At 72.0% G+C, this 21,858-nt stretch carries 20 protein-coding genes and 2 riboswitches; of the genes, 15 read left to right on the top strand and 5 right to left on the bottom strand.

Annotation, left to right across the window (positions count from 1 at the left end):
* Nucleotides 1-41: 41 nt before the first annotated feature.
* Nucleotides 42-362: a hypothetical protein gene (locus J2W20_RS16150; protein WP_307007856.1), complete on the bottom strand. Its 321-nt coding sequence runs from the start codon at nt 360-362 to the stop codon at nt 42-44.
* A gap of 281 nt (nt 363-643) precedes the next feature.
* Between J2W20_RS16150 and J2W20_RS16145 the strand changes: the two genes are divergently transcribed.
* Nucleotides 644-862, top strand: a complete 219-nt coding sequence (locus tag J2W20_RS16145) for a hypothetical protein (RefSeq protein WP_307007854.1) — start codon at nt 644-646, stop codon at nt 860-862.
* Nucleotides 863-904: 42 nt separating this feature from the next.
* Here J2W20_RS16145 and J2W20_RS16140 read toward each other — a convergent pair whose 3' ends face one another.
* Complete coding sequence (locus J2W20_RS16140; RefSeq protein WP_307007851.1) at nt 905-1,654, bottom strand: MBL fold metallo-hydrolase; 750 nt, start codon at nt 1,652-1,654, stop codon at nt 905-907.
* 122 nt (nt 1,655-1,776) lie between these two features.
* Here J2W20_RS16140 and J2W20_RS16135 point away from each other — a divergent pair, with 122 nt between their 5' ends.
* Nucleotides 1,777-3,447, top strand: a complete 1,671-nt coding sequence (locus tag J2W20_RS16135) for a DHA2 family efflux MFS transporter permease subunit (protein WP_307007850.1) — start codon at nt 1,777-1,779, stop codon at nt 3,445-3,447.
* A gap of 34 nt (nt 3,448-3,481) precedes the next feature.
* The gene (locus J2W20_RS16130) at nt 3,482-4,237 is read left to right on the top strand and encodes a dienelactone hydrolase family protein (RefSeq protein WP_307007848.1); all 756 of its coding nucleotides are present in this window, start codon (nt 3,482-3,484) and stop codon (nt 4,235-4,237) included.
* Nucleotides 4,238-4,310: 73 nt separating this feature from the next.
* On the opposite strand, the gene J2W20_RS16125 is transcribed toward J2W20_RS16130, so the two are convergent.
* Complete coding sequence (locus tag J2W20_RS16125) at nt 4,311-6,500, bottom strand: transglycosylase domain-containing protein (protein ID WP_307007846.1); 2,190 nt, start codon at nt 6,498-6,500, stop codon at nt 4,311-4,313.
* Nucleotides 6,501-6,540: 40 nt separating this feature from the next.
* On the bottom strand, nt 6,541-7,023 hold the full coding sequence (locus J2W20_RS16120; protein ID WP_307007844.1) for a hypothetical protein: 483 nt from the start codon (nt 7,021-7,023) through the stop codon (nt 6,541-6,543).
* A 103-nt stretch (nt 7,024-7,126) separates the two neighbouring features.
* On the opposite strand from J2W20_RS16120, the gene J2W20_RS16115 reads away from it, so the two are divergent.
* Nucleotides 7,127-7,591: a GatB/YqeY domain-containing protein gene (locus J2W20_RS16115; RefSeq protein WP_307007843.1), complete on the top strand. Its 465-nt coding sequence runs from the start codon at nt 7,127-7,129 to the stop codon at nt 7,589-7,591.
* On the opposite strand, the gene J2W20_RS16110 is transcribed toward J2W20_RS16115, so the two are convergent.
* A complete protein-coding gene (locus J2W20_RS16110; protein ID WP_307007841.1) occupies nt 7,588-8,214 on the bottom strand; it encodes an L-threonylcarbamoyladenylate synthase in 627 nt (208 codons plus the stop codon). The genes J2W20_RS16115 and J2W20_RS16110 overlap by 4 nt on opposite strands.
* Nucleotides 8,215-8,297: 83 nt before the next feature.
* Here J2W20_RS16110 and J2W20_RS16105 point away from each other — a divergent pair, with 83 nt between their 5' ends.
* From J2W20_RS16105 to J2W20_RS16055, 11 genes are all read left to right on the top strand, one after another.
* Nucleotides 8,298-8,549: a hypothetical protein gene (locus J2W20_RS16105; protein ID WP_307007840.1), complete on the top strand. Its 252-nt coding sequence runs from the start codon at nt 8,298-8,300 to the stop codon at nt 8,547-8,549.
* A gap of 58 nt (nt 8,550-8,607) precedes the next feature.
* Entirely contained in the window at nt 8,608-9,471 is an 864-nt protein-coding gene (locus tag J2W20_RS16100; RefSeq protein WP_307007837.1) for a metal-dependent hydrolase, read from the top strand.
* A complete protein-coding gene (locus J2W20_RS16095; RefSeq protein ID WP_373458031.1) occupies nt 9,468-12,065 on the top strand; it encodes a Tex family protein in 2,598 nt (865 codons plus the stop codon). The genes J2W20_RS16100 and J2W20_RS16095 overlap by 4 nt, the downstream gene beginning before the upstream one ends.
* Nucleotides 12,066-12,127: 62 nt before the next feature.
* Complete coding sequence (locus tag J2W20_RS16090) at nt 12,128-12,739, top strand: GNAT family N-acetyltransferase (RefSeq protein WP_307007835.1); 612 nt, start codon at nt 12,128-12,130, stop codon at nt 12,737-12,739.
* 148 nt (nt 12,740-12,887) lie between these two features.
* Nucleotides 12,888-13,580, top strand: a complete 693-nt coding sequence (locus J2W20_RS16085) for a hypothetical protein (RefSeq protein WP_307007833.1) — start codon at nt 12,888-12,890, stop codon at nt 13,578-13,580.
* A 145-nt stretch (nt 13,581-13,725) separates the two neighbouring features.
* Nucleotides 13,726-13,914: a hypothetical protein gene (locus J2W20_RS16080; RefSeq protein WP_307007832.1), complete on the top strand. Its 189-nt coding sequence runs from the start codon at nt 13,726-13,728 to the stop codon at nt 13,912-13,914.
* Nucleotides 13,915-14,160: 246 nt separating this feature from the next.
* Nucleotides 14,161-14,259: riboswitch (glycine riboswitch) on the top strand.
* A gap of 1 nt (nt 14,260) precedes the next feature.
* Nucleotides 14,261-14,358, top strand: a riboswitch (glycine riboswitch).
* A 41-nt stretch (nt 14,359-14,399) separates the two neighbouring features.
* Nucleotides 14,400-17,285: an aminomethyl-transferring glycine dehydrogenase gene (gene gcvP / locus J2W20_RS16075; protein WP_307007830.1), complete on the top strand. Its 2,886-nt coding sequence runs from the start codon at nt 14,400-14,402 to the stop codon at nt 17,283-17,285.
* 91 nt (nt 17,286-17,376) lie between these two features.
* Nucleotides 17,377-18,558, top strand: a complete 1,182-nt coding sequence (gcvT, locus tag J2W20_RS16070) for a glycine cleavage system aminomethyltransferase GcvT (RefSeq protein WP_307007828.1) — start codon at nt 17,377-17,379, stop codon at nt 18,556-18,558.
* Between the two features lie 58 nt (nt 18,559-18,616).
* On the top strand, nt 18,617-18,997 hold the full coding sequence (gene gcvH / locus J2W20_RS16065; RefSeq protein WP_307007826.1) for a glycine cleavage system protein GcvH: 381 nt from the start codon (nt 18,617-18,619) through the stop codon (nt 18,995-18,997).
* Complete coding sequence (gene glyA / locus J2W20_RS16060) at nt 18,994-20,316, top strand: serine hydroxymethyltransferase (protein ID WP_307007824.1); 1,323 nt, start codon at nt 18,994-18,996, stop codon at nt 20,314-20,316. The genes gcvH and glyA overlap by 4 nt, the downstream gene beginning before the upstream one ends.
* Nucleotides 20,317-20,385: 69 nt before the next feature.
* A complete protein-coding gene (locus tag J2W20_RS16055; RefSeq protein ID WP_307007822.1) occupies nt 20,386-21,798 on the top strand; it encodes an L-serine ammonia-lyase in 1,413 nt (470 codons plus the stop codon).
* Nucleotides 21,799-21,858: the final 60 nt, after the last annotated feature.

Raw genomic sequence — 21,858 nt, 5'->3', positions numbered from 1 at the left:
GGGGGATGGAACGGCGCAGGCGTCGAGGCGCAGCCGTGCTGTCAGTGCCCCTGGAAGTGGAGCTGCACCATGGCGACGGCCGCGGCCAGCAGCAGCCCGAGCAGGACGAGTCCGGAGATCCCCGCGAGGGCGAGGGCGAGCCGGCCCACGGCCACGAAGGGGCCCTTCGGGATCAGCCACGCACGCTGCCGCACCGCCGCAAGATCTGGGGTGCCGGCCAGGAGGGGCGCCTCAGCGGCGAACGGTCCTTCGGAATGCCGGACCGAACGGCGGGCCGCCTCGCGGTCCAGGGCCGCGCGCAGGCGGGCAGACTCAATGCTCCCGCGCCGCTCCGTGTAGGCGCCGCTCGCTGACGAGTCCATCTTGTCCCCCTGATCACGATGTCCGCGGCTCACTCGGCCGCGGCCGGCCGATGTCCTCGGCGGCCGCGCCCGGGCTTGCACCCGGGGCGGCCGCGCGTGGACAGGCAGCCCACCGGTGGGACCCCAGCTCCCACAGATGGACATGTACAACATATCGCATCGGGCAGCCCGCCCACGGTGCGCCTGCGGATCAGGCGCCCCGGATCGGGTTCAACCCCCTGATCAGTGGGCAACCTCACTGCGTCCGGAACATATCACCGCCCCACCAGGAGGTTGCTGTCATGCTCGAGAAGCTGCACGAAATGGGGGTCAGGAGCGAATACGCCTACATGGCCGGCTTCGGATCCATCGGATTCTCCTTCGTCTCCTGGCTTGTGAGCCGCATGAACCCGCGCCACGACCGCGCCCAGTCCGACCGCTGGGGGATCTTCGTGGGCCACTGGGCGCCCACGTTCTTCACGATCGGGATCGCCCTCAAGCTCGAGGAGAAGGGCCGCTGACCCGCTGCCGCTGACCCGCCACCGAGGCGGCGCGGGCAACGCCTAGCGGAGCCCGCGCCGCCGTGGTGACCGGCCGGCGTCGGCCGCTGCCCGTTCGACGGCGTCGACCGCCGCGTCGACGCCGCCCCGCCACGGCGTCCCGTGCCCGGGGAGCACCCATCGCGCCCCCGTGGGCCGCAGTCTTTCCAGGGATCTCAGGGCCTGGGCGGGATCGTCGGTGAACGGGGCGGGCTGTGGCCCCTCCTGTCCCGTGAGGACGTGGCGCGTGGTGAGCGCGTCCCCGACGAGCACGGCCTCCGCGGCAGGGACGTGGACCGCGACGCTGCCGGGGGAGTGGCCGGGCAGGGCGATGATCCGCGGCGCGCCGGGGAGGTCCAGGACCTCGCCGTCCTCGAACTCACGCACCTCCGCCACGTGGACCGGCCGCAGCGCGCCCTTGCCGACCGCGTAGGCCAGGAACTTCGCCACGGGTCCCAGCCGCATCGGCCCCCAGCCAGGATTCGTCGACCCCTGGCCGCGTGCCCGCGCGCTGTCCGCCCCATGCACGTAGACGGGGACCCCGTGGTCGCGGCGCAGGCGCTCCGCGAAGCCGAGGTGGTCCGGATCGCCATGGGTCAGGAGCACCGCCCGGATGTCCTCCACGGAGCGGCCGAGGGCCGCGAGTTCCTGCTCGAGGTCGCGCCAGTGCCCCGGCAAGCCGGCGTCGATCACCGTGATGCCCGAGCCGTCGACCACGAGATAGGCCGCGACCATGTCATTGCCGATCCGGTGCAGCCCGGGGCGCAGTTCCATGGCGCCATCGTAGCCAGCAGTCCGCCGGCCGCCGCATTCAGACCCGCGCAGGGTTGATGTCTCGAAGATCGAGAAGTAAGATCATCGAGAAATTATCGGCTCGGTTCCCCGGAGGCTCGGTCATGGCGTCCCAGCACCGCCCCCACCCATCGTCGCCCGGTCCGGACAGCCCCGCAGGAGGACGACGGCGATGGGTCGGCCTCGTGGTCATCAGCCTCGCCGTCTCGCTCATCATCGTGGACTCGACGATCGTCAACGTCGCGATCCCCTCGATCGTGAAGGACCTCGGGGTCGACTCGACCGGCGTGCAGTGGATCCAGGAGTCCTACACCCTCGTGTTCGCGGCCCTGCTGCTGGTCTTCGGCACGCTCGGCGGGCGCTTCGGCCGGCGGCGCCTGCTGCTGCTCGGGGTCGTCGCCTTCGCGCTGTCCTCCGTGGCCGCGGCCTTCGCCCCCACCGGCGGCATCCTCATCGGCTCCCGGCTCGTCCAGGGCGTGGGCGGCGCGATGGTGCTCCCCTCGACGCTCTCGCTCATCAACGCGGGGTTCAGGGGCTCGGAGCGGGCGATCGCGTTCGCGGTCTGGGGCTCGACGATCGGCGGCATGTCCGCCGTGGGCCCCCTCCTCGGCGGATGGCTGACCACCTCGTTCTCGTGGCGCTGGGCCTTCGGGATCAACATCCCGGTCGCGGCGGTGATCGTGGCCGGCGCCCTGGTTGCGGTCGCCGAGTCGAGGGATGGCGCCCGCCGGCCCCTCGACCCGGTCGGCGCCATCCTGTCCGTCGTCGCCTCGGCGTCCCTCGTCTTTGCGCTCATCGAAGGCCGCACCTACGGCTGGTGGACGGTGGACCACCGCCCGAGGATCGGATCCTGGGAGTGGCCCGGGCCGGTCTCGCCGATCCCGTTCGTGTTCGGCCTCGCCCTCCTCGGCATCGCGGCCTGCGCACTCTGGGCGGTCCGCCGGGAGCGCCGGGGGCTGGCCAGCATGTTCTCGGTCGAGCTCCTGCGCATCCCCTCGTTCCGCAACGGCAACCTCGCCGCACTCATCGTCTCGCTCGGCGAGTTCGGCATCATCCTCGCGCTGCCGATCTGGCTCCAGAACGTCCTCGGCTTCAGCGCCCTCGACACTGGACTGATCCTGCTGGCCCTCGCCATCGGCTCGTTCGCGGCGAGCGGGCTCGCCGGGGCGCTCAGCCACCGCGCCTCCCCGGTCGTGATCGTCCGGGCGGGCCTCGTGGCCGAGATCGCCGGCGTGGCGGGGCTCGGGGCGGTCATCGGGCCCGACACCCCGTGGGGCCTGCTGGTCCCGTTCCTGTTCGTCTACGGCTTCGGGGTGGGGCTAGCGACGGCGCAGCTCACCGGGGTGGTCCTCAAGGACGTCCCCGTCACCCTGAGCGGGCAGGCCTCCGGCACGCAGAGCACCGCGCGGCAGATCGGGTCGGCGCTGGGCATCGCCGTGCTCGGCACGGTCCTGTTCTCCTCGGCCGGGGGCCTTCTGGGCGGCTCGCTGGACGGCCGCGGCGTGCCCGCCGCCCAGCGCGAGTCCATCGTCTCCGCCGTCGTCGACAGCTCGGGGGCGGCCATCGCCGGGCTCGCGGGCTCGCCGGCCACGGCGCCCGCAGCCGCGGACGCGAAGGCGGCGTTCTCCGAAGGCACCCGGTACGCCGCCTTCTCGGCGGCGAGCTTCCTGGCCGTGGGGCTGCTCGCGACCCTGTCCCTCGGGAGCGGGCCGGGGCGCGCACGGCGGCGGGTGTCCGGGCAGGCCTCCGAGGACCGTCAGGCCCAGCGGGCCTGAGCCCGTGCCCAGCGGCCGCCGCTATCCTGTGCCCATGTCTACCGAGATGATTCAGATCCCCGCCCCTGAAGGCACCGCCGAGGCCCTCGTCGCCCGGCCCGCGGCCGGCGAGGGCCCCTTCCCCGGAGTCATCCTCTACATGGACGCGTTCGGCATCCGCCCCCGCATCGCCGAGATGGCACAGCGCATCGCGGACTGGGGCTATGTGGTCCTGGCTCCGAACGTGTTCTACCGCGAGGGCAGCGTGGCCGAGCTCGCCCCGGCCCTCGACATGACCACCGGCGAGGGGCGCGAGGAGGCCGGCAAGGCGGCGTTCCCCCGGGTCGGCCGGCTCACCGCAGACAAGGCGCTGCCGGACATCGACGCCTGGACCGCAGCCCTGGCCTCCCTCGACGGGGTGGCCCAGGGCCCCATCGGCGTCACGGGCTACTGCATGGGTGCCCGCCTCGCCGTGCGGACCGCGAACGCCCACCCCGAGGTCGCCGCGTGCGGCGGCTTCCACGGCGGCGGCCTCGCCACGGACGACGCCGACAGCCCGCACCTCGGCCTCCCCGGCGCCCGGGCCCGCTTCGTCTTCGGCCACGCCGACCACGACCGGAGCATGGCCCCCGAGGCCGTGGCCCGTCTGGGCGAGGCCCTCGAAGCCGCCGGACTCGAGGCGTCCAACGTCATCTATCCCGGCGCCTCGCACGGCTACTCCATGGCGGACACCTCCGCCTATAACGAGGAGGCCACGGAGCGCCACTTCCGCGAGCTCCGCGCCCTCTTCGACGCGACCCTCGCCGCCTGAGCGCGGCCCCGGCGCGGGGCGGGCGGACGACGGCGGGCGCCTCCCGCCGTCGTCCGCCCGCCCCACGCGGTGCTTACTTCTTCTGGTCCTGGTGCTTGTCGCCGCTGACGAGGCTCGGCGGGGGCGCGTCGAAGGCGCCGTGGCTGTAGAGGCCAACGGCCTTCTGCATGTAGTACGCCCACTGCGGGCCGGCGATGTAGGCGCCGTCGATGACCGGCCAGAACCGGCCGTTGACGTACACGTTCCGGCCGAGGTGGTCCTCCGGGTTCTTCAGCGCCTCGCCGAAGTAGGAGGCCGTCGAGAGCCCGCGGGTGTAGCCGACGAGCCACGTCTCGCTGTTGTACTGGTTGGTGCCGGTCTTGGCGGCGTCCGGCACCCCCAGGTTGATGGTCTTGCCCGCGGTGTCCTTGATGTTGTAGCCGGAGCCCTTGGTCAGCACGTCCTGGAGAACGTTCGTGACGGCCTTGGCGACGTCCGGCTTGACCGCGCCCTCGTGGCAGTCCTTCGACTGGCCACCGATCTTGTTGCCCTGGGCATCCTTGACCGAGGTGATCGACCTCGGCGTGCAGTACGTGCCGTTGGCGGCGAAGGTCGCGTACGCGGAGGCCATGGTCAGCGGGGACACGTTCATACCGCCCAGGAGATTGCCGAGCGTGGACATGTCCAGCTTCTTGCCGCCGCCCTCGCCGTCGTGCATGCCCAGTGCGTCGGTCGCCCGCTGGATGTCGCAGAAGTCGCTCAGGCCTGCGGCGGAGGCGAAGGTGGCGGTGTTGATCGACTGGTAGATGCCCTCCCGCACCGACATGGGGCGGTACCAGTTGGGCTCGTCGTTCTGGAGGTCGGGCGCCGTGTTCCAGGGCGGCCGGGCCGTCGTGTCGTCGTACGCCCCGGTGACCTTCGCGCACGTGTCATGCCACGGGTGGTTCAGGGGGTAGCGGCGCTGGGCGGCGTTGACCTTCTCGTCCGTCGGCTTGCCCTCGCTCAGCCACGCCGTGAGCGTCAGCGGCTTCGCGGACGAGCCCGGCTGGAACCCGCCCGCCCCGCCGAGGTCGTTGCCGTGCGCGTCCGTACGGTCGACGTTGAAGTTGTAGCTCGTCACGAAGCCGAGGCCCTGGCCCGGGAGCATCCGGGTGTTCTGGGCCATGGCGAGGACCTTGCCCGTGCCGGGCTGGACCGTCACGAGCGACGTGCCCCACTTGTCCGGATTGGCGCCGGCGGTCGCATCGACCTGGGCCTGCGCCGGGCCCTGCAGGCGGGGGTCGAGGGTGGTGGTGATGGTCAGGCCCCCGCGGGTGACGGTCGCGTAGCGGTCGTCCGGGGTCTTCCCGTAGGCCGGGTCGTTGAGGACCTCGTGCAGGACGTAGTCGCAGAAGTACTGCGCCTGGGCGGCATAGGCGCAGCCCTGACGGGGCGGGCTGACCTTGAGCTTGAGCGGGGACGCGACGGCGTCGTCGTGCTGTTTCTGGGTCACGTAGCCGTGCTTGAGCATGGCGTCGAGCACGAGGTTGCGGCGCTGGACCGAGGCGTCAGGATGGGCGGTCGGGTCGTAGACCGAGGGCCCGTTCACCACTCCGGCGAGGAGGGCGGCCTGGGGGAGCGTGAGGTCCTTGGCGTCCACGGAGAAGAAGTACCGGCTCGCAGCCTGGACCCCGTAGGCGTTCTGGTTGAAGAAGACCAGATTGAGGTAGCCGGCGAGGATCTCGTCCTTGGAGTACTTCTTCTCCAGCGCGATCGCGAGCTTCATCTCCCGCAGTTTGTCCCCGAGGTCCTTCTGTCCGTTGAGCACCACGGTGGGATCCTGCCCCTGGGCGACCAGGTTCTCCTTGAGGACGTTCGCCACGTACTGCTGCGTCAGGGTCGACGCGCCCTGCCGGTCGCCGCGCAGGTTCGCGATCACGGCCCGGAGGATCCCGGTCGTGTCCACGCCGCCGTGCTCGTAGAAGCGGTAGTCCTCGATGGCCACGATCGCGTTCCTCACGTCGGGGGACATCGCATCGAGCCCCACCGGTGTCCGGTTCTCGCTGAAGAGCGAGGCAATCGGCGAGCCGTCGGCAGCGACGATGCTGGTCACGCGCGCCGGGGGCGTGACGGTGAGTTCCGAGGGGAGGCTGTCGAAGAACTGGACGGTGCCGTTGGTGGTGCCCCAGGCCGCCGCGGCGACCGGCATGAAGATGCCGGCCACGAGGGCGCCGCATACCGCGCTCACGAGGACGAAGGCGACAAGCCGCCCGAGGACTGCGGCTGCGTTCAGGACTCGGGCCATGTTCGCCAGCTTAGGGGGTCGGATAGGGCCGGGCGTGCCATCAGGAGCCGTCCTCGCCGAGCCGCCGCAGGTACGTCTCGAGGTCGTAGGGGCTGCCGCGGGGCGGCCCGGCGGCAGCCGCCGGCGGGTCGCTTCGGGGCGCGGCCTGCTGGGCGTCCCGGGGCGCGCGTTCCGGTGCCCGGTAGCCGGACCGGCGGCGCCCCCGGACGGCCGCAGACCACGCCCAGACGAGGACGATCAGCACTATCGGCACCCCGGCGGTGCGCGCGACGTCGAGCACTGCCAGGCACAGGAGTGCGATGAGGAGCCACTTGAGCACGAGGGCGGCGAGGGCGAGGGGCTGCACCCTCCTCAGGGCCGCCCACTCGAGGACGGCCTGCGGCTCCTGCGGCTCCTGCGGCTCCTGCCGTTCCTGCCGGGCGGAGCGGGGCCGCGGGGCAGCCGCAGCGCGCCGGTGCTGTTCAAGGCGCCTCGGCTGGCCGATGCGCCGCCGGTGCCGGACCCTGTAGTGCCTGCGTCCCACGGGAGCCTCCTGCTGGCCTTCCTCCATTGTAGGAGCGCCTACGCTTGAGGCAGGCGGTCGCCCGCGCGCCGCATCCCACGACGTCCCCAGAAGAAGGTGCCCGATGTCCACGCTCAAGGAGCGGCTCCAGGCCGACCTCGTCACGCACATGAAGTCCGGCGACCGGACCGCACTCACCACGGTCCGCAACGTCCTGGGCGAGATCGAGACGCGGGAGAAGTCCGGCAAGACCCCGGTGACGCTCGACGACGCCCAGGTCACCTCGCTGCTGCAGAAGGAGGCCTCCAAGCGGCGCGAGACGGCCGAGATCTACGCCTCCGCCGGCGAGGACTCCCGCGCTGCGGCGGAGGTCGCCGAGGCCGAGGTCATCGAGGCATACCTGCCGCAGCCGCTCACCCGCGAGGAGGTCGAGGGGATCGTCGACGACGCCATCGCCGCGCTCAGGGCGCACGTCGCCGAGCTTTCCCTCCGGCAGATGGGCCAGGTCATGAAGCCCGTCACCGCCGTCGTGGCGGGCCGCTTCGACGGCAAGGCCGTCAGCGAGATCGTGCGGGCCCGGCTGGCCTAGGCCTCTTCGAACCGGCTCGGGTCCCCGGCCCCGTAACGGGCGATCTCGGCGGAGCCGGAGGTGAAGTCCACCACGGTGGTCGGTTCGGAACCGCATTCGCCGGCGTCGATGACCGCGTCGACCACGTTGTCGAGCCGCTCCTTGATCTCCCAGCCGTCGGTGAGGGGATCCTCCTCCCCGGGCAGGAGGAGGGTCGAGGACAGCAGCGGCTCGCCCAGCTCGCGCAGCAGGGCGCGTACCACGGCGTTGTCCGGGATGCGCACGCCCACCGACTTCTTCTTCGGGTGGAGCATGCGCTTGGGCACCTCGCGGGTGGCCGGGAGGATGAAGGTGTACGGCCCGGGCGTGACGGCCTTGATGGCCCGGAAGACGTCATTGGGCATCTCGACGAGCTGCCCGAGCTGGGCGAACTCCGCGCACACGAGGGTGAAGTGGTGCTTGTCGTCGAGGTGGCGGATCTGCCGGATCCGCTCCAGCGCCTCGCGGTTGCCCATCATCGCCCCGAGCGCGTAGCAGGAGTCCGTGGGGTACGCGATGAGTCCGCCGCCGCGCAGGATCTGCACGGCCTGGCTGATCGCCCGGGGCTGCGGGTCGACCGGGTGCACATCGAAGAATCTCGCCATGGGCGCCAGCCTACGCCTGCCCAATCCGCAACTCTCCGAGGGCGTGTGCGAGAAATGTCGGACCCCCTGCCTAGCCTCGAAGCATGAGCACAGCAATGGTCCTGACGCCGGTCCCGGACCTTCACGGAACCGGCACCCACTCCCTCGACCCTGACCGTCGGGTCCCCGGGCGCGAGGACGACTGCGCCGAGTGCGGCAGGGGCCTCGCGGAGTCCGAGGAGCACCGCTGCGCGGACTGCCTGGACCTCGCATCCCACGCGTGGTGCCGTGACTGCGGCTCGGTCCTCAGCGATGCCGACCTCGACGCCGGCGCCTGCGCCTCCTGCGAGGCCTGAACCGTCCCGTGAGCACCACCGTTCCACCGTCCCGTCTCCGACGGGAGGGTCCCGCAGCATGATGGGGCCCCACCACGCGGCCTGTGGCGCAGCAGCCTGGGTCGCGCTGACCACCCGTGTCCATTTCGACCTCTCCGCGGCCACCGCGCCCCTCGGCCTCGGCCACGTCGCCTTCGACCTCGGGTGGCCGCTGTTCGAGGCCTCGCCGGTCGGCGTCGTTGTCGGTGCGCTCGTCACTGCGGGGGCCGCGCTCCTGCCCGACGCCGACCACCGCAGCGCGACCATCGCCCAGTCCCTCCCACCCGTCTCGAATGCGGTGTGCGCGGGAATCGGGGCCATCGCGGGCGGCCACCGCAACGGCACGCACTCGCTCGTCGGCATCGCCGGCTTCGTGACCCTCGCGTGGTTCGCCGGGCACTGGACCCTGCACACGCCGCTGTGGGGAACCGTGTACCTGGGCGCAGGGCTCGTCTCGCTGCTCCTGGTCTCCTTCGCGGCCAAGGTGCTCGGGATCCTGCCGGACGGCGTCCAGAAGCTGCCCTGGATCCTGGCCGTGCCGCTGGCCGTCTTCGTGGCGCTGTGCGCCCCCGACCGGCAGGACTGGTTCCCGCTGGCCGTCGGCATCGGGAGCGCGGTCCACATCGCCGGGGACCTCCTCACGACCGGCGGCTGCAACCTGGTCTGGCCCTTCCGCTTCCGCAGGCCGAAGTTCATGCACAAGACCCCGATCATCCGCTGGGTCTGGCGGCGCGGCGGGCATCTGAGCATCCCCGTCCTCGGCGATGCGGGCTCCTGGCGGGAATGGCTCATGCTCGTCCCCGTGAGCCTCTACGCGATCGTCGGGGTCGGGACCTCGCTCGTGGACCTCGGCCGTCCGGGCGTCCTCTGGGCCATCGCCACGTGGGGTGTGGGGGGCCGATGACCACGGCTGTCGGAGGGATAGGGCACAGTAGAACCGTGAGCACCGAGACCTCCCTGGCCCAGCCGTCCCCCGCCCTGCCCGCCCCGCCGGGGGAAGCGGAGACCGCCGAGGCGATCGCCCGGACCATCGCCGCCGAGCTCGGCGTGGCACCCTGGCAGGTCAAGGCGGCGGTCGGCCTCATCGACGGCGGCGCGACCGTGCCCTTCATCGCGCGGTACCGCAAGGAGGCCACCGGCACCCTCGACGATGCCCAGCTGCGCGACCTCGAGGAGCGGCTGCGCTATCTGCGCGAACTCGAGGACCGCCGCCGCGCGATCATTGCCGCGGTCGCCGAGCAGGGAGCGCTCACCGAGGAACTGCAGTCTGCGCTGCTGTCCGCCGCGACCAAGTCGGAGCTCGAGGACCTCTACCTCCCCTACAAGTCGAAGCGGCGCACCCGCGCCCAGATCGCTCGCGAGGCCGGTCTCGAGCCCCTCGCGGACTCGATCCTCGCCGACCCGGCCCAGGACCTCGATGCGCTCGCGGAGGCCTACCTCAACGAGGAGAAGGGCATCACCGGCGCCGCCGAGGCGCTCGCGGGCGCCCGGGCGATCCTCACCGAGCGTGTCGGGCAGGACGCCGCGCTCGTGGCTGACCTCCGCGAACGGCTCTTCCGGGGCGGTCGCCTCCGCTCCGCCGCAAAGGCCGGCGGCGCCGGCGGGGAGGGGAAGTACGCCGACTTCGAGGACTATGTCCAGCCCGTCGACGCCATGCCGGGCCACAGGGTCCTGGCGCTCCTGCGCGGCGAGCGCGAGGGGGCCCTGTCGCTCGAGATCGCCGAGGCCGATCCGCGGGACGAGGCCGCCCGGTCCGAGGCGCGGGCGGCCTACGAGGCGGCCGTGGCGCGTGCGCTGGGCGTGCACGGCGGCGCCGGGACCCCGGCCGGGAAGTGGCTCGCGCAGACGGTCAGGGTCGCCTGGCAGGGCAGGCTGTTGGCCAAGCTCGAGTCCGACCTCAGGGCGCGGCTCTTCGACGCCGCCGAGGAGGAGTCGGTGAAGGTCTTCGCCGCCAACCTCCGCGACGTGCTCCTCGCCGCGCCGGCTGGGAACCGGGCCGTGCTGGGCCTCGACCCCGGCCTGCGCACGGGGGTGAAGGTCGCGGTCGTCGACGGCACGGGCAAGGTCCTCGACACGGCGACGGTGTACCCGCACGCGCCGGCGAAGAAGTGGGACGAGTCGTTGGCCGTCCTGGAGAAGCTTGCACGGCGCCACAACGTCGAACTCGTGGCGGTGGGCAACGGCACCGCGAGCCGCGAGACGGACCGGCTCGCCGGAGACCTGCTGGCCCGGCTCGGGCTGCCCCGGGGCTCCAAGGTCATCGTCTCGGAGGCCGGCGCGTCCGTCTACTCGGCCTCCGCCCTCGCCTCCGCCGAGCTGCCCGACCTCGACGTCTCCCTGCGCGGCGCGGTCTCAATCGCGCGCAGGCTCCAGGATCCCCTCGCGGAACTCGTGAAGATCGATCCCAAGTCGATCGGCGTCGGCCAGTACCAGCACGATGTCACCCAGTCCAAGCTCGAGCGCAGCCTCGACGCCGTCGTCGAGGACTGCGTCAACGCCGTCGGCGTGGACGTCAACACCGCGTCGCCCGCGCTGCTCGCCCGGGTCGCCGGCCTCGGCCCTACGCTGAGCCGCAACATCGTCGAGTACCGCGACGCCCACGGCGTCTTCGCCTCGCGCGCCGAGCTCAAGAAGGTCCCGCGCCTCGGGGCCAAGGCGTTCGAGCAGTGCGCGGGCTTCCTGCGCATCACCGGCGGCTCCGAGCCGCTGGACGCCTCGGCAGTCCACCCCGAGGCCTACGGGCTGGCGGCCCGCATCCTCGAGGCAGCCGGGGGATCGAAGGAGCGCGTGGCGACCTTGGACCCCGCCCGCTTCGCGGACGAGCGGTTCGGTCTGCCCACCGTCCGCGACGTCATGACCGAACTGGTCCGCCCGGGCCGCGACCCGCGCCCCGAATTCGTCACCGCGTCCCTCGCGGAGGGCATCGAGACGATCAACGACGTCCGTCCCGGCATGATCCTCGAGGGCACCGTCTCCAACGTTGCCGCCTTCGGCGCGTTCGTGGACCTCGGGGTCCACCAGGACGGCCTCGTCCACGTCTCCGCCATGAGCACCAAGTTCATCTCCGACCCCCGCGAGGTGGTCCAGTCGGGCCAGGTCGTCAAGGTCAAGGTCCTCGACGTGGACGTTCCCCGCAAGCGCATCTCGCTGACGCTGCGGCTGGACGACGAGCCGGGCGGCGAGCGCGGCGAACGCAAGCGAGCCCGCGGTGGCGAGGCCCGGCGTCGTGCGTCCGGGGAAGCCCAGGCTGGCGGGAACCGAGCCGGCGGGAACCAGGCCGGCGGGAATGGGCGCCCCGGGGACGAGCGCGGCGGTGACGGACAGGCCGGCCGCGGCCAGCGCAGCCGCGGTGGCCAGGGCAGCAATGTCGGCTCGCGCAGCGACGGCAGCCAGGGCGGCCGGAACCAGAACGGCGGCGGCCAGCGAGGCGGGAAGGCCGAGCCGGCCGCGGACACCGCGCTGGCCGACGCGCTGAGGAGGGCAGGGCTCGCCCGCTGACGGCGCTCGGGCGGCTGGGCGCGCCAGCAGGGGCCTGTAGGGTAGTGCGGATGGATTTTCCCGTGACCCTGACAGGCTCCCGCGTGGCCCTGCGGGACTGGACGCCCGACGACGTCGAGGGCCTGCGCCGCTGGATCGTGCCGCCTCCCGCCGGGGTCCACGAATGGCAGCTCTACGACGGCCCCTTCTACGGGCGCTGGAGCGCCGAGGGAGCCAACGGCTGGTGCGATGGCCTCCTCGCCCGCGCGGCCGACGGCGGGTGGCCGCCGGTGCGCGAGCACCTCGCGATCGTGGACGCCGGCTCGGGCGAGTTCATGGGCCAGGTGTCGTGGTACTGGGAGGAGCGCCCGGGGCCCGAGGCCGAGGACGGCACGCGGCTCCTTCCGTGGCGCCGGCTCGGGCTTGCCGTCTACGACCCCGCCCGCTGGTCCGGCGGCTACGGCACCGAGGCCCTCGGCCTGTGGACCGGCCACCTCTTCGCCTCCACCGACAGTGACCGCCTCGACTTCGCGACGTGGAGCGGGAACTCGGGCATGTGCCGGGTCGGTGAGAAGCTCGGGTTCACGCTCGAGGCGAGGCACCGGAAGGCGCGCCAGGTCCGCGGCGAACTCTACGACGCCGTCGTGTACGGAGTTCTCCGGGAGGAGTGGGAGGCTGCCCATGGCGGAGCGTGAGGAACCGCTGACCGAGGGACCGCCCCGGGCGCTCCGGGGCCGCCGCGGGCGGGACGCTGCGCCCCGTCGGCGCCGAGCCCGGAAGGGGACGCCCCGGCGGACGCCGTGGGGCTTGCTGGCCGTGGTACTGGCCCTCGTCTGCCTCGGCGTGGCCACTGTCCCGGCACTCGTCCTCGTTGCTGCGGCGGTCGTGCTCGGCACGGCGGTGCTCTGGAAGTCCCGGGCGCGGCGTTCGGCCGGTTCGGCGGTCGTCCCCGCTGGCGCCGTCTGGGGCGCCGGGGGCGCCTCGCTGCTCTCGCTGGCCGTCCTCTCGTTCCAGCTCATCGTGAGCGTGTGGCCGGTGCCCCACCCCACGGCGACCTCCCCGCGGCAGGACAGCGGGGTGCCCACAGTCCCGTCCGGCGCAGTACCGGCTATGCGGGCATCGTCCACGACCTCCTCCGCCTCGTCCTCTGCCATCGGCGCCCCGCCCAGCGCCGCTGCGTCGGACCAGGCCGCCGGGGCGGTCCCGGCTGCCAGCCCCGTGCAGCCGGCAGCCCCCGCCCCGGAGGAGGCCCCCGCGCAGCCGGTTCCGGTTCCCGCCCAGCCAGTCCCCGCGCCGTCGTCCGCCTCCACGCAGCCCGCGGCCCCGGCCCGCTCCGCCCCGGCCCGCTCCGCCCCTGCTGGCCAGGCTCCGCCGGCGGCCGCCCCGTCGCCGACGTCGGGCGGCTCCCAGACGGGGCCCTCGCCGGTCCCGACCACGTGCACCCCGGATCAGACGAGCAGCCGGCCCACCGTCCAGATCGGAATTCTGGGGGTCGGCGCCACGGTGTCCGGCACCGGCGGCGGCTCCTGCAACTAGGCGCTCCGGGGTGCTCGGAGCGCCGCGGGCGAGAGGTGTGGGCGAATTCACATCGCGTAGCAGGCGTTCCGCGCGGTGACGCGGATCGCGGGCCGTCAGAATAGGGGGTGGGCCCCTATGGGAGGGGCGCGGAGCGAGTGGAGCGATGTTCGAGTTCAACCTTCAGACTGCCGTGTTCTTCGGCACCGTGGCGCTGGGAGCGCTGCTTTTCACTATGGCCGTGGTCGCCCTGTTCGGGGCGACCCTCATGCTCGGTGCATTCCGTGGCATCAGGCACACCACGGAGGCGGCGCAGGAGCGGCTGCACCGCGACCATTCACGCCTGGCCGGCTGACCGGCGGCGACCACGGAAGGCCCCCGATCCACCCGGATCGGGGGCCTTCCGCATCACGGCACCGCGGCCGCAGTCGGCAGCCCGCGGGAGGTGACCTCCAGGAGGTGACCCCCAGATGAAGGGGTGCGCGTCCATGTGGCCGGAGGCATTTGCCCCTGTGACCTCCGGCATAGCACAATGGAAGGGCAAGCCGTGGGTCCGCGTGTCCGCACGCGCCCGGCCTTCGACAACTGAACACACAGCCTCTGATCTGCGGCGGGAGAGTCCTGCGAGCAAGAGCAAGCAGGCGCCGTAGGAGCAACACCTCCCCAGGAATCTCTCAGGCACCTGTACCGCTGCGGCAAGGCAACTCTGGAAAGCAGCGTCCTTCACCGGACGTTCACCGACGGTGCAAGCCGGATCCCATCCGGCGGAATCTCTCAGGTCCCATACAGAGCGGGGAGGAACTGGAGTCAAAAGCCAGCCCGGCCGGGCCGGCCTGATTGATGGAGTTCCCCGTGACGGACCTTTCCCCCGCAGCCTTCGTCGACCGGCACATCGGTGCCCGCCGCGAAGCAGACATCAAGCACATGCTCAACGCCGTGGGCTACGACAGCGCGGACGCCCTCGCCGCTGCCGCCGTTCCGGAGAGCATCAAGCAGGACAAGCCGCTCTCGCTCGGCACCGCCCTCACCGAGGCCGAGACGCTCGCAACGCTGCGCGGTCTCGCCTCCAAGAACAAGCTGCGCGTGCAGATGATCGGCCAGGGCTACTACGACACCGTCACCCCTCCGGTGATCCGCCGGAACATCGTCGAGGACCCGGCCTGGTACACCGCGTACACCCCCTACCAGCCCGAGATCTCGCAGGGCCGGCTCGAGGCGCTGCTGAACTTCCAGACCGCCGTCTCGGACCTGACCGGTCTGGCGATCGCGAACGCCTCGCTGCTGGACGAGGCGACTGCCGTCGCCGAGGCCGTGCTCCTGATGCGGCGCGCCAACAAGAACAAGGAAGCGGCGAACGGGCGGACCGTGCTGGACGCGGACCTGTTCCCGCAGTCCATCGCGATCGTCAAGGGCCGTGCCAAGGCGCTCGGCTTCGAGGTCGAGGTCGCCGATCTCTCCAAGGGCCTGCCCGAGGGCCCGATCAACGGGCTCGTGATCCAGCAGCCGGGCGCCTCCGGCCTCGTCACGGACGCCACCGCGCTCATCGCCGAGGCGAAGGAGCGCGGGGCGCTCGTCACCGTCGCGGCCGACCTCCTCGCCCTGACGCTCATCAAGTCCCCGGGGGAGCAGGGCGCGGACATCGCCGTCGGCTCCGCCCAGCGCTTCGGCGTCCCGCTGTTCTACGGCGGCCCGCACGCCGCGTTCATGAGCGTCCACAAGGGCCTCGAGCGCCAGCTCCCCGGCCGCCTCGTCGGCGTCTCGAAGGACGACGCCGGCATGCCCGCCTACCGCCTGGCCCTCCAGACTCGCGAGCAGCACATCCGCCGCGAGAAGGCCACCTCCAACATCTGCACCGCGCAGGCCCTCCTCGCGATCGTCGCCTCGATGTACGCCGTGTACCACGGTCCCGAGGGACTCAAGGCCATCGCCCAGCGCACCCACTCGCACGCCCGCTCGCTCGCGACGGCGCTCGCCGGCGCCGGGGTCGAGCTCGCGCACCGCAGCTTCTTCGATACGGTCACGGCCACCGTGCCGGGCCGCGCGGCCGCGATCGTCGAGAAGGCTGAGAAGCAGGGCGTGAACCTGCGCCTGGTCGACGCCGACACCGTCGGCATCTCCTGCGACGAGGCCACCACCGCCGAGCACGTCGCGATCGTCGCGGGCGTCTTCGGCGCCGGCGCCGCGGGCGACGGCGTGGACAGCCGGGCCACCGCGGACTTCCAGCTCGAGACCGCCATGCTCCGCTCGAGCCAGTACCTCACGCACCCCGTGTTCCACTCCTACCGCTCCGAGACCCAGATGCTGCGCTACCTGCGCCGCCTCTCGGACCGTGACCTCGCGCTCGACCGGACGATGATCCCGCTCGGCTCCTGCACGATGAAGCTCAACGCCACGGTGGAGATGGAGTCGATGACGTGGCCGGAGTTCGCCGGCATCCATCCCTTCGCGCCGGACGCCCAGACCGCCGGCTGGCGGGAGCTCATCGCCGAGCTCGAGGCGGACCTCGCGGAGATCACTGGCTACGACCAGGTCTCGATCCAGCCCAACGCGGGCTCGCAGGGCGAACTCGCGGGCCTCCTCGCCATCCGCGGCTACCACGCCTCCCGCGGCGAGGGCCGGCGCGACATCTGCCTCATCCCGGCCTCGGCCCACGGCACCAACGCCGCCTCGGCCGTCCTCGCGGGCATGAAGGTCGTCGTCGTGGCCACCGCATCGGACGGCACGATCGACCACGAGGACCTCAACGCCAAGATCGAGAAGCACCGCGAGGACCTCGCGGCCATCATGATCACCTACCCCTCCACGCACGGCGTGTACGACGCGGACGTGCGCCAGGTCTGCGACGCGGTCCACGAGGCCGGCGGCCAGGTCTACATCGACGGCGCCAACATGAACGCGCTCGTTGGCCTCGCCCAGCCGGGCAGGTTCGGCGGCGACGTCTCCCATCTGAACCTCCACAAGACGTTCTGCATCCCGCACGGCGGCGGCGGCCCCGGCGTCGGCCCTGTCGCGGCCCGCGCCCACCTCGCCCCGTTCATGCCGGGCGACGCCACCCAGTGGACCGGCGCCGAGGGCCAGACGGCCATCCCCGTCTCTGCTTCCCGCTACGGCTCCGCCGGCGTCCTGCCGATCTCGTGGGCCTACGTGAAGCTCATGGGCGGCGAGGGCCTCACCGAGGCCACCAAGTCCGCGCTCCTCGCGGCGAACTACATCGCCAAGCGCCTCGACTCCTCCTTCCCCGTGCTCTACACGGGCGAGGGCGGCCTCGTGGCCCACGAGTGCATCCTCGACCTGCGCGAGCTCACGGCCAGGACCGGCGTGACCGCGGAGGACGTCGCGAAGCGTCTCATCGACTACGGCTTCCACGCCCCGACCCTCGCGTTCCCTGTGGCGGGCACGCTCATGGTCGAGCCCACGGAGTCCGAGGACCTCGGCGAGATCGACCGGTTCATCGACGCGATGATCGCGATCCGGGCCGAGATCGACCAGGTCGGTGCCGGCGAGTTCGAGCTCGCCCAGTCCCCCCTGCGCCGGGCGCCGCACACCGCGTCCGCCGTCGTCTCCACCGAGTGGGACCGCCCGTACACCCGCGAGCAGGCGGCCTTCCCGGGCAAGACCCACCACCAGGACAAGTACTTCGCCCCGGTCGGCCGCATCGACGGCGCCGGCGGCGACCGCAACCTGATCTGCGCGTGCCCGCCCCTCGAGGCGTTCGAAGAGAACTGACCGTCGATGCCGGCGGGGCGGAGCCGGGACCGGCTCCGCCCCGGGCATCGACTCCGCACCGCTTCGTTCGACCACCGCAAGGAGACTTCCTATGACTGAGACCACCACCCAGGCAGCCCAGGAGAAGCGCACCGCCCTCTACGGCGAGCACGAGACCCTCGGCGCGTCCTTCACCGACTTCGGCGGCTGGCAGATGCCCCTCAAGTACGGTTCCGAGCTCGCCGAGCACCGCGCGGTCCGCGACGCGGCCGGCCTGTTCGACCTCTCCCACATGGGCGAGGTCTGGGCCACCGGCCCCGGCGCCGGAGCGTTCCTGGACTACGCCCTCGTGGGCAAGCTCTCCGCGATCGCGGTCGGCAAGGCCAAGTACTCGCTCATCTGCGCCGAGGACGGCGGCATCATCGACGACCTCATCGTCTACCGCGTGGCCGAGGAGGACTTCCTCGTCGTCCCCAACGCGGGCAACGCCGCAACCGTCGCGGCCGAGCTCGCCTCCCGCCTCGACGCCTTCACGTCCGCGGCCGACGGCGGCGCAGCGGCCGGCGCCGTCGCCCTCCGCGACGCCTCGGCGGAGACCTCCCTCATCGCCGTCCAGGGCCCGAACGCGGAGGCGATCCTGCTCTCCGTGGCCGGCTCCGAGGACCACGAGGACATCCGCCAGCTCAAGTACTACGCCGGCATCGAGGCCACCGTCGCGGGCGTTCCCGTCTTCCTGGCCCGGACCGGCTACACGGGCGAGGACGGGTTCGAGCTGTTCGTCGGGAACGGGCTCGCCGCCCAGCTCTGGAAGGCGCTCGCCGACGCCGGGCAGGGCCACGGCCTCATCCCGTGCGGCCTCGCCGCCCGCGACTCGCTGCGCCTCGAGGCCGGCATGCCGCTCTACGGCAACGAGCTCTCCCGCGAGGGATCGCCGTTCGCCGCGGGTCTGGGCGGCGTCGTCGCCCTCAAGAGCAAGGACGGCGACTTCGTGGGCCGTGCCGCGCTCGAGGCGAAGAAGGCCGCAGGCGAGGGCACCACGGCCGGCCGCCGCCTCGTGGGCCTCAAGGGCCTGGGACGCCGCGCGGCCCGCTCGCACTACCCGATCCTCAAGGACGGCGCAGTGGTCGGCGAGGTCACCTCCGGCCAGCCCAGCCCGACCCTCGGCTACCCCGTGGCCCTGGCGTACGTGGACATCGAGCACTCCGCCGTCGGCACGAAGCTCGAGGCCGACCTCCGCGGCAAGGCCGAGCCGTTCGAGGTCGTCGCGCTGCCGTTCTACAAGCGCCAGAAGTAGGCCCGGCGCACCCCGCGCCCCACAGATTCCCCTTCGAAGAAGAACAGGAACACCGCCCATGAGCAAGGTCCAGACCGGCCTCCGGTACTCCGAAGAGCACGAGTGGCTCGACACCGCCGCCGCCCCCGCCAAGATCGGCGTCTCCCAGGTCGCCGCCGACGCCCTCGGCGACGTCGTCTACCTCGACCTCCCCGAGGCCGGCGGCACCGTGACCGCGGGCGAGACGTGCGGCGAGATCGAGTCGACCAAGAGCGTCTCCGACCTCTACTCGCCCGTCTCGGGCACCGTCGTCGAGGTCAATCAGGAGGCCATCGACAATCCGGCGCTGGTCAACGAGGACCCGTACGGGGCCGGCTGGCTCTTCACGGTCGAGGTCTCCGAGGAGGGCCCCCTCATGACCGCCGAGGAGTACGCCTCCAAGAACGGCGGCGAACTGTGAGCGCGGCCCAGCAGGACACCGCCTTCGAGCAGGTGAAGTCCCCCTCGCTCGATGCCAACCTCGGCGACCTCGACCCCGAGATCGCCCGGAGCATCGACGCCGAGCTCTCCCGCCAGCGCGGCGGCCTCGAGATGATCGCCTCCGAGAACCACACGGCCGCCGCCGTGATGCAGGCCCAGGGCTCGGTGCTGACGAACAAGTACGCCGAGGGCTACCCGGGCAGGCGGTACTACGGCGGCTGCGAGAACGTGGACGTCATCGAGCAGCTCGCGATCGACCGCGTGAAGGCGCTCTTCGGCGCCGAGTACGCGAACGTCCAGCCGCACTCGGGCGCCCAGGCGAACGCCTCGGTGATGCACGCCCTCATCAAGCCGGGCGACACCGTCATGGGCCTCAACCTCGCCCACGGCGGCCACCTCACGCACGGGATGAAGATCAACTTCTCCGGCAAGCTCTACACCATCGTTCCGTACCAGGTCCGCGAGGACGACCACCGGATCGACATGGCCGAGGTGGAGCGCCTCGCGCAGGAACACCGGCCGCAGCTCATCGTGGCCGGCTGGTCCGCCTACGCCCGTCAGCTCGACTTCGCCGAGTTCCGCCGCATCGCCGACTCCGTCGGCGCCTACCTCATGGTGGACATGGCCCACTTCGCCGGCCTCGTGGCCGCGGGCCTGCACCCCTCGCCCGTCCCGCACGCGCACGTGGTCACCTCGACGACCCACAAGACCCTCGCGGGGCCGCGCGGCGGCATCATCCTGACCAACGACGCGGCGATCGCCAAGAAGGTCAACTCGGCCGTGTTCCCGGGGCAGCAGGGCGGCCCGCTCGAGCACGTGATCGCCGGCAAGGCCGTGGCGTTCAAGATCGCGGCCTCGCCCGAGTTCAAGGAGCGCATGGAGCGGGTCCTCGCCGGGGCGAAGACCCTCGCCGAGCGGCTCACGGCCGATGACGTCAGGGCCGCCGGCATCGGTGTCGTCTCCGGCGGCACCGACGTGCACCTGGTGCTCGTGGACCTGCGCGACGCGGCCCTCGACGGGCAGCAGGCCGAGGACCGGCTCGCGGCCATCGACATCACCGTCAACCGCAACGCCGTCCCGTTCGACCCGCGCCCGCCGATGGTCACCTCCGGCCTCCGGATCGGCACCCCGGCGCTCGCGACCCGCGGCTTCGGCGAGGCGGCCTTCCGGGAGGTCGCGGACATCATCGCCGAGGCCCTCATCGCGGGCCCGGACGAGGACCTGTCCGGCCTGAAGGCACGGGTGGACGCCCTCGCGGCGGCGCACCCGCTCTACCCGGGGGTCGCCGACCTGGCATGACCCCGCGCGCGGGCCCGGCATCCCCGGGCCCGCGCGGTCACCTTATCTGCGAGGAAGGAGACACCGACGATGGCAGTCGGCGTTTTCGAACTGTTCTCCGTGGGCATCGGCCCGTCCAGCTCCCACACCGTGGGACCCATGCGCGCTGGCGCGGTGTTCGCGCGCGAGCTGCGCGAGCAGGGCTTCCTCGAACGCGTCGACTCGCTGCGGGTGGACCTGTACGGCTCCCTCGCGGCGACCGGCCACGGCCACGGGACCTTCACCGCCGTGCTCCTGGGCCTCGAGGGCTTCGAACCGGAGGAGATCCTCCCCGAGCAGGTCGAGGAGCGGCTCGCCTCGATCGCGGAGACCGGCAGGCTCTCCCTCGCCGGCAAGGTCGAGCTGCCGTACTCGGTCGAGGAGATGGTGCTCCACCCGCTCACCGTGCTGCCGCGGCACACCAACGGGATGAAGTTCCAGGTCTTCGGGGCCGCGGGCCCCGACGGTTCAGCCCCGCTGCTGCACGAGGCCACGTTCTTCTCCGTGGGCGGCGGCTTCATTGTCCGCGAGGGCGAGGAGGACACCGCGAAGAAGGAGCTCGAGGAGTCCAAGAAAGAGCTCCCCTTCCCGTTCCGGACGGCGGCCGAGCTGCTGGGCCGGTGCTCGTCGAAGGGCCTGTCGATCAGCGACATCATGTTCGTGAACGAGAAGGCCTCCCGCTCCGAGGAGGAGATCCGCGAGGGGCTGCTGCACATCTGGGCCGTCATGGAGGCCTGTGTGGAGTCCAGCCTCAAGCGCGAGGGGCTGCTGCCCGGCGGGCTGAAGGTGCGCCGCCGCGCGCCGGACTGGCACGAGCGGCTCCTGAAGGAGGACAAGGACCGCGACGCCAAGTACTGGCAGGAATGGGTCAACCTCATTGCGCTGGCCGTCAACGAGGAGAACGCCTCCGGCGGGCGCGTGGTGACCGCCCCCACCAACGGCGCGGCGGGCATCATCCCCGCGGTCCTTTACTACGCCCTCAACTACGCCCCGGGCATGGACCAGGCCACGCAGGAGGACAAGGACGAGGTCGTGGTGAAGTTCCTGCTCGCCGCCGGCGCCGTCGGGGTCCTGTACAAGGAACAGGCCTCGATCTCCGGCGCCGAGGTGGGCTGCCAGGGCGAGGTCGGGTCCGCGTCGTCGATGGCGGCGGCCGGCCTGGCCGAAGTCATGGGCGGTACGCCCGCCCAGGTCGAGAACGCGGCCGAGATCGCGATGGAGCACAACCTCGGCCTCACGTGCGACCCGATCGGCGGCCTCGTGCAGGTGCCGTGCATCGAACGGAACGCGATCGCGGCGGCGAAGGCGATCAATGCCGCGAAGATGGCACTCTGGGGCGACGGCACCCACCGCGTCTCCCTCGATGAGGTGATCGTGACCATGCGCGAGACCGGCAAGGACATGAGCCACAAGTACAAGGAGACCGCCATGGGCGGCCTCGCCGTCAACGTCGTGGAGTGCTGACCGGCTCAGCACGCGGGAAGGGGCGCCGGTCCACAGTGGAACCGGCGCCCCTTCCGTCGC

This window comes from Sinomonas atrocyanea (assembly GCF_030812675.1).
GTDB classification, from domain to species: Bacteria; Actinomycetota; Actinomycetes; order Actinomycetales; family Micrococcaceae; genus Sinomonas; species Sinomonas atrocyanea_B.
Note: the sequence above shows the minus strand (reverse complement) of the source record. Positions and strands in the feature narration are given on the sequence as shown.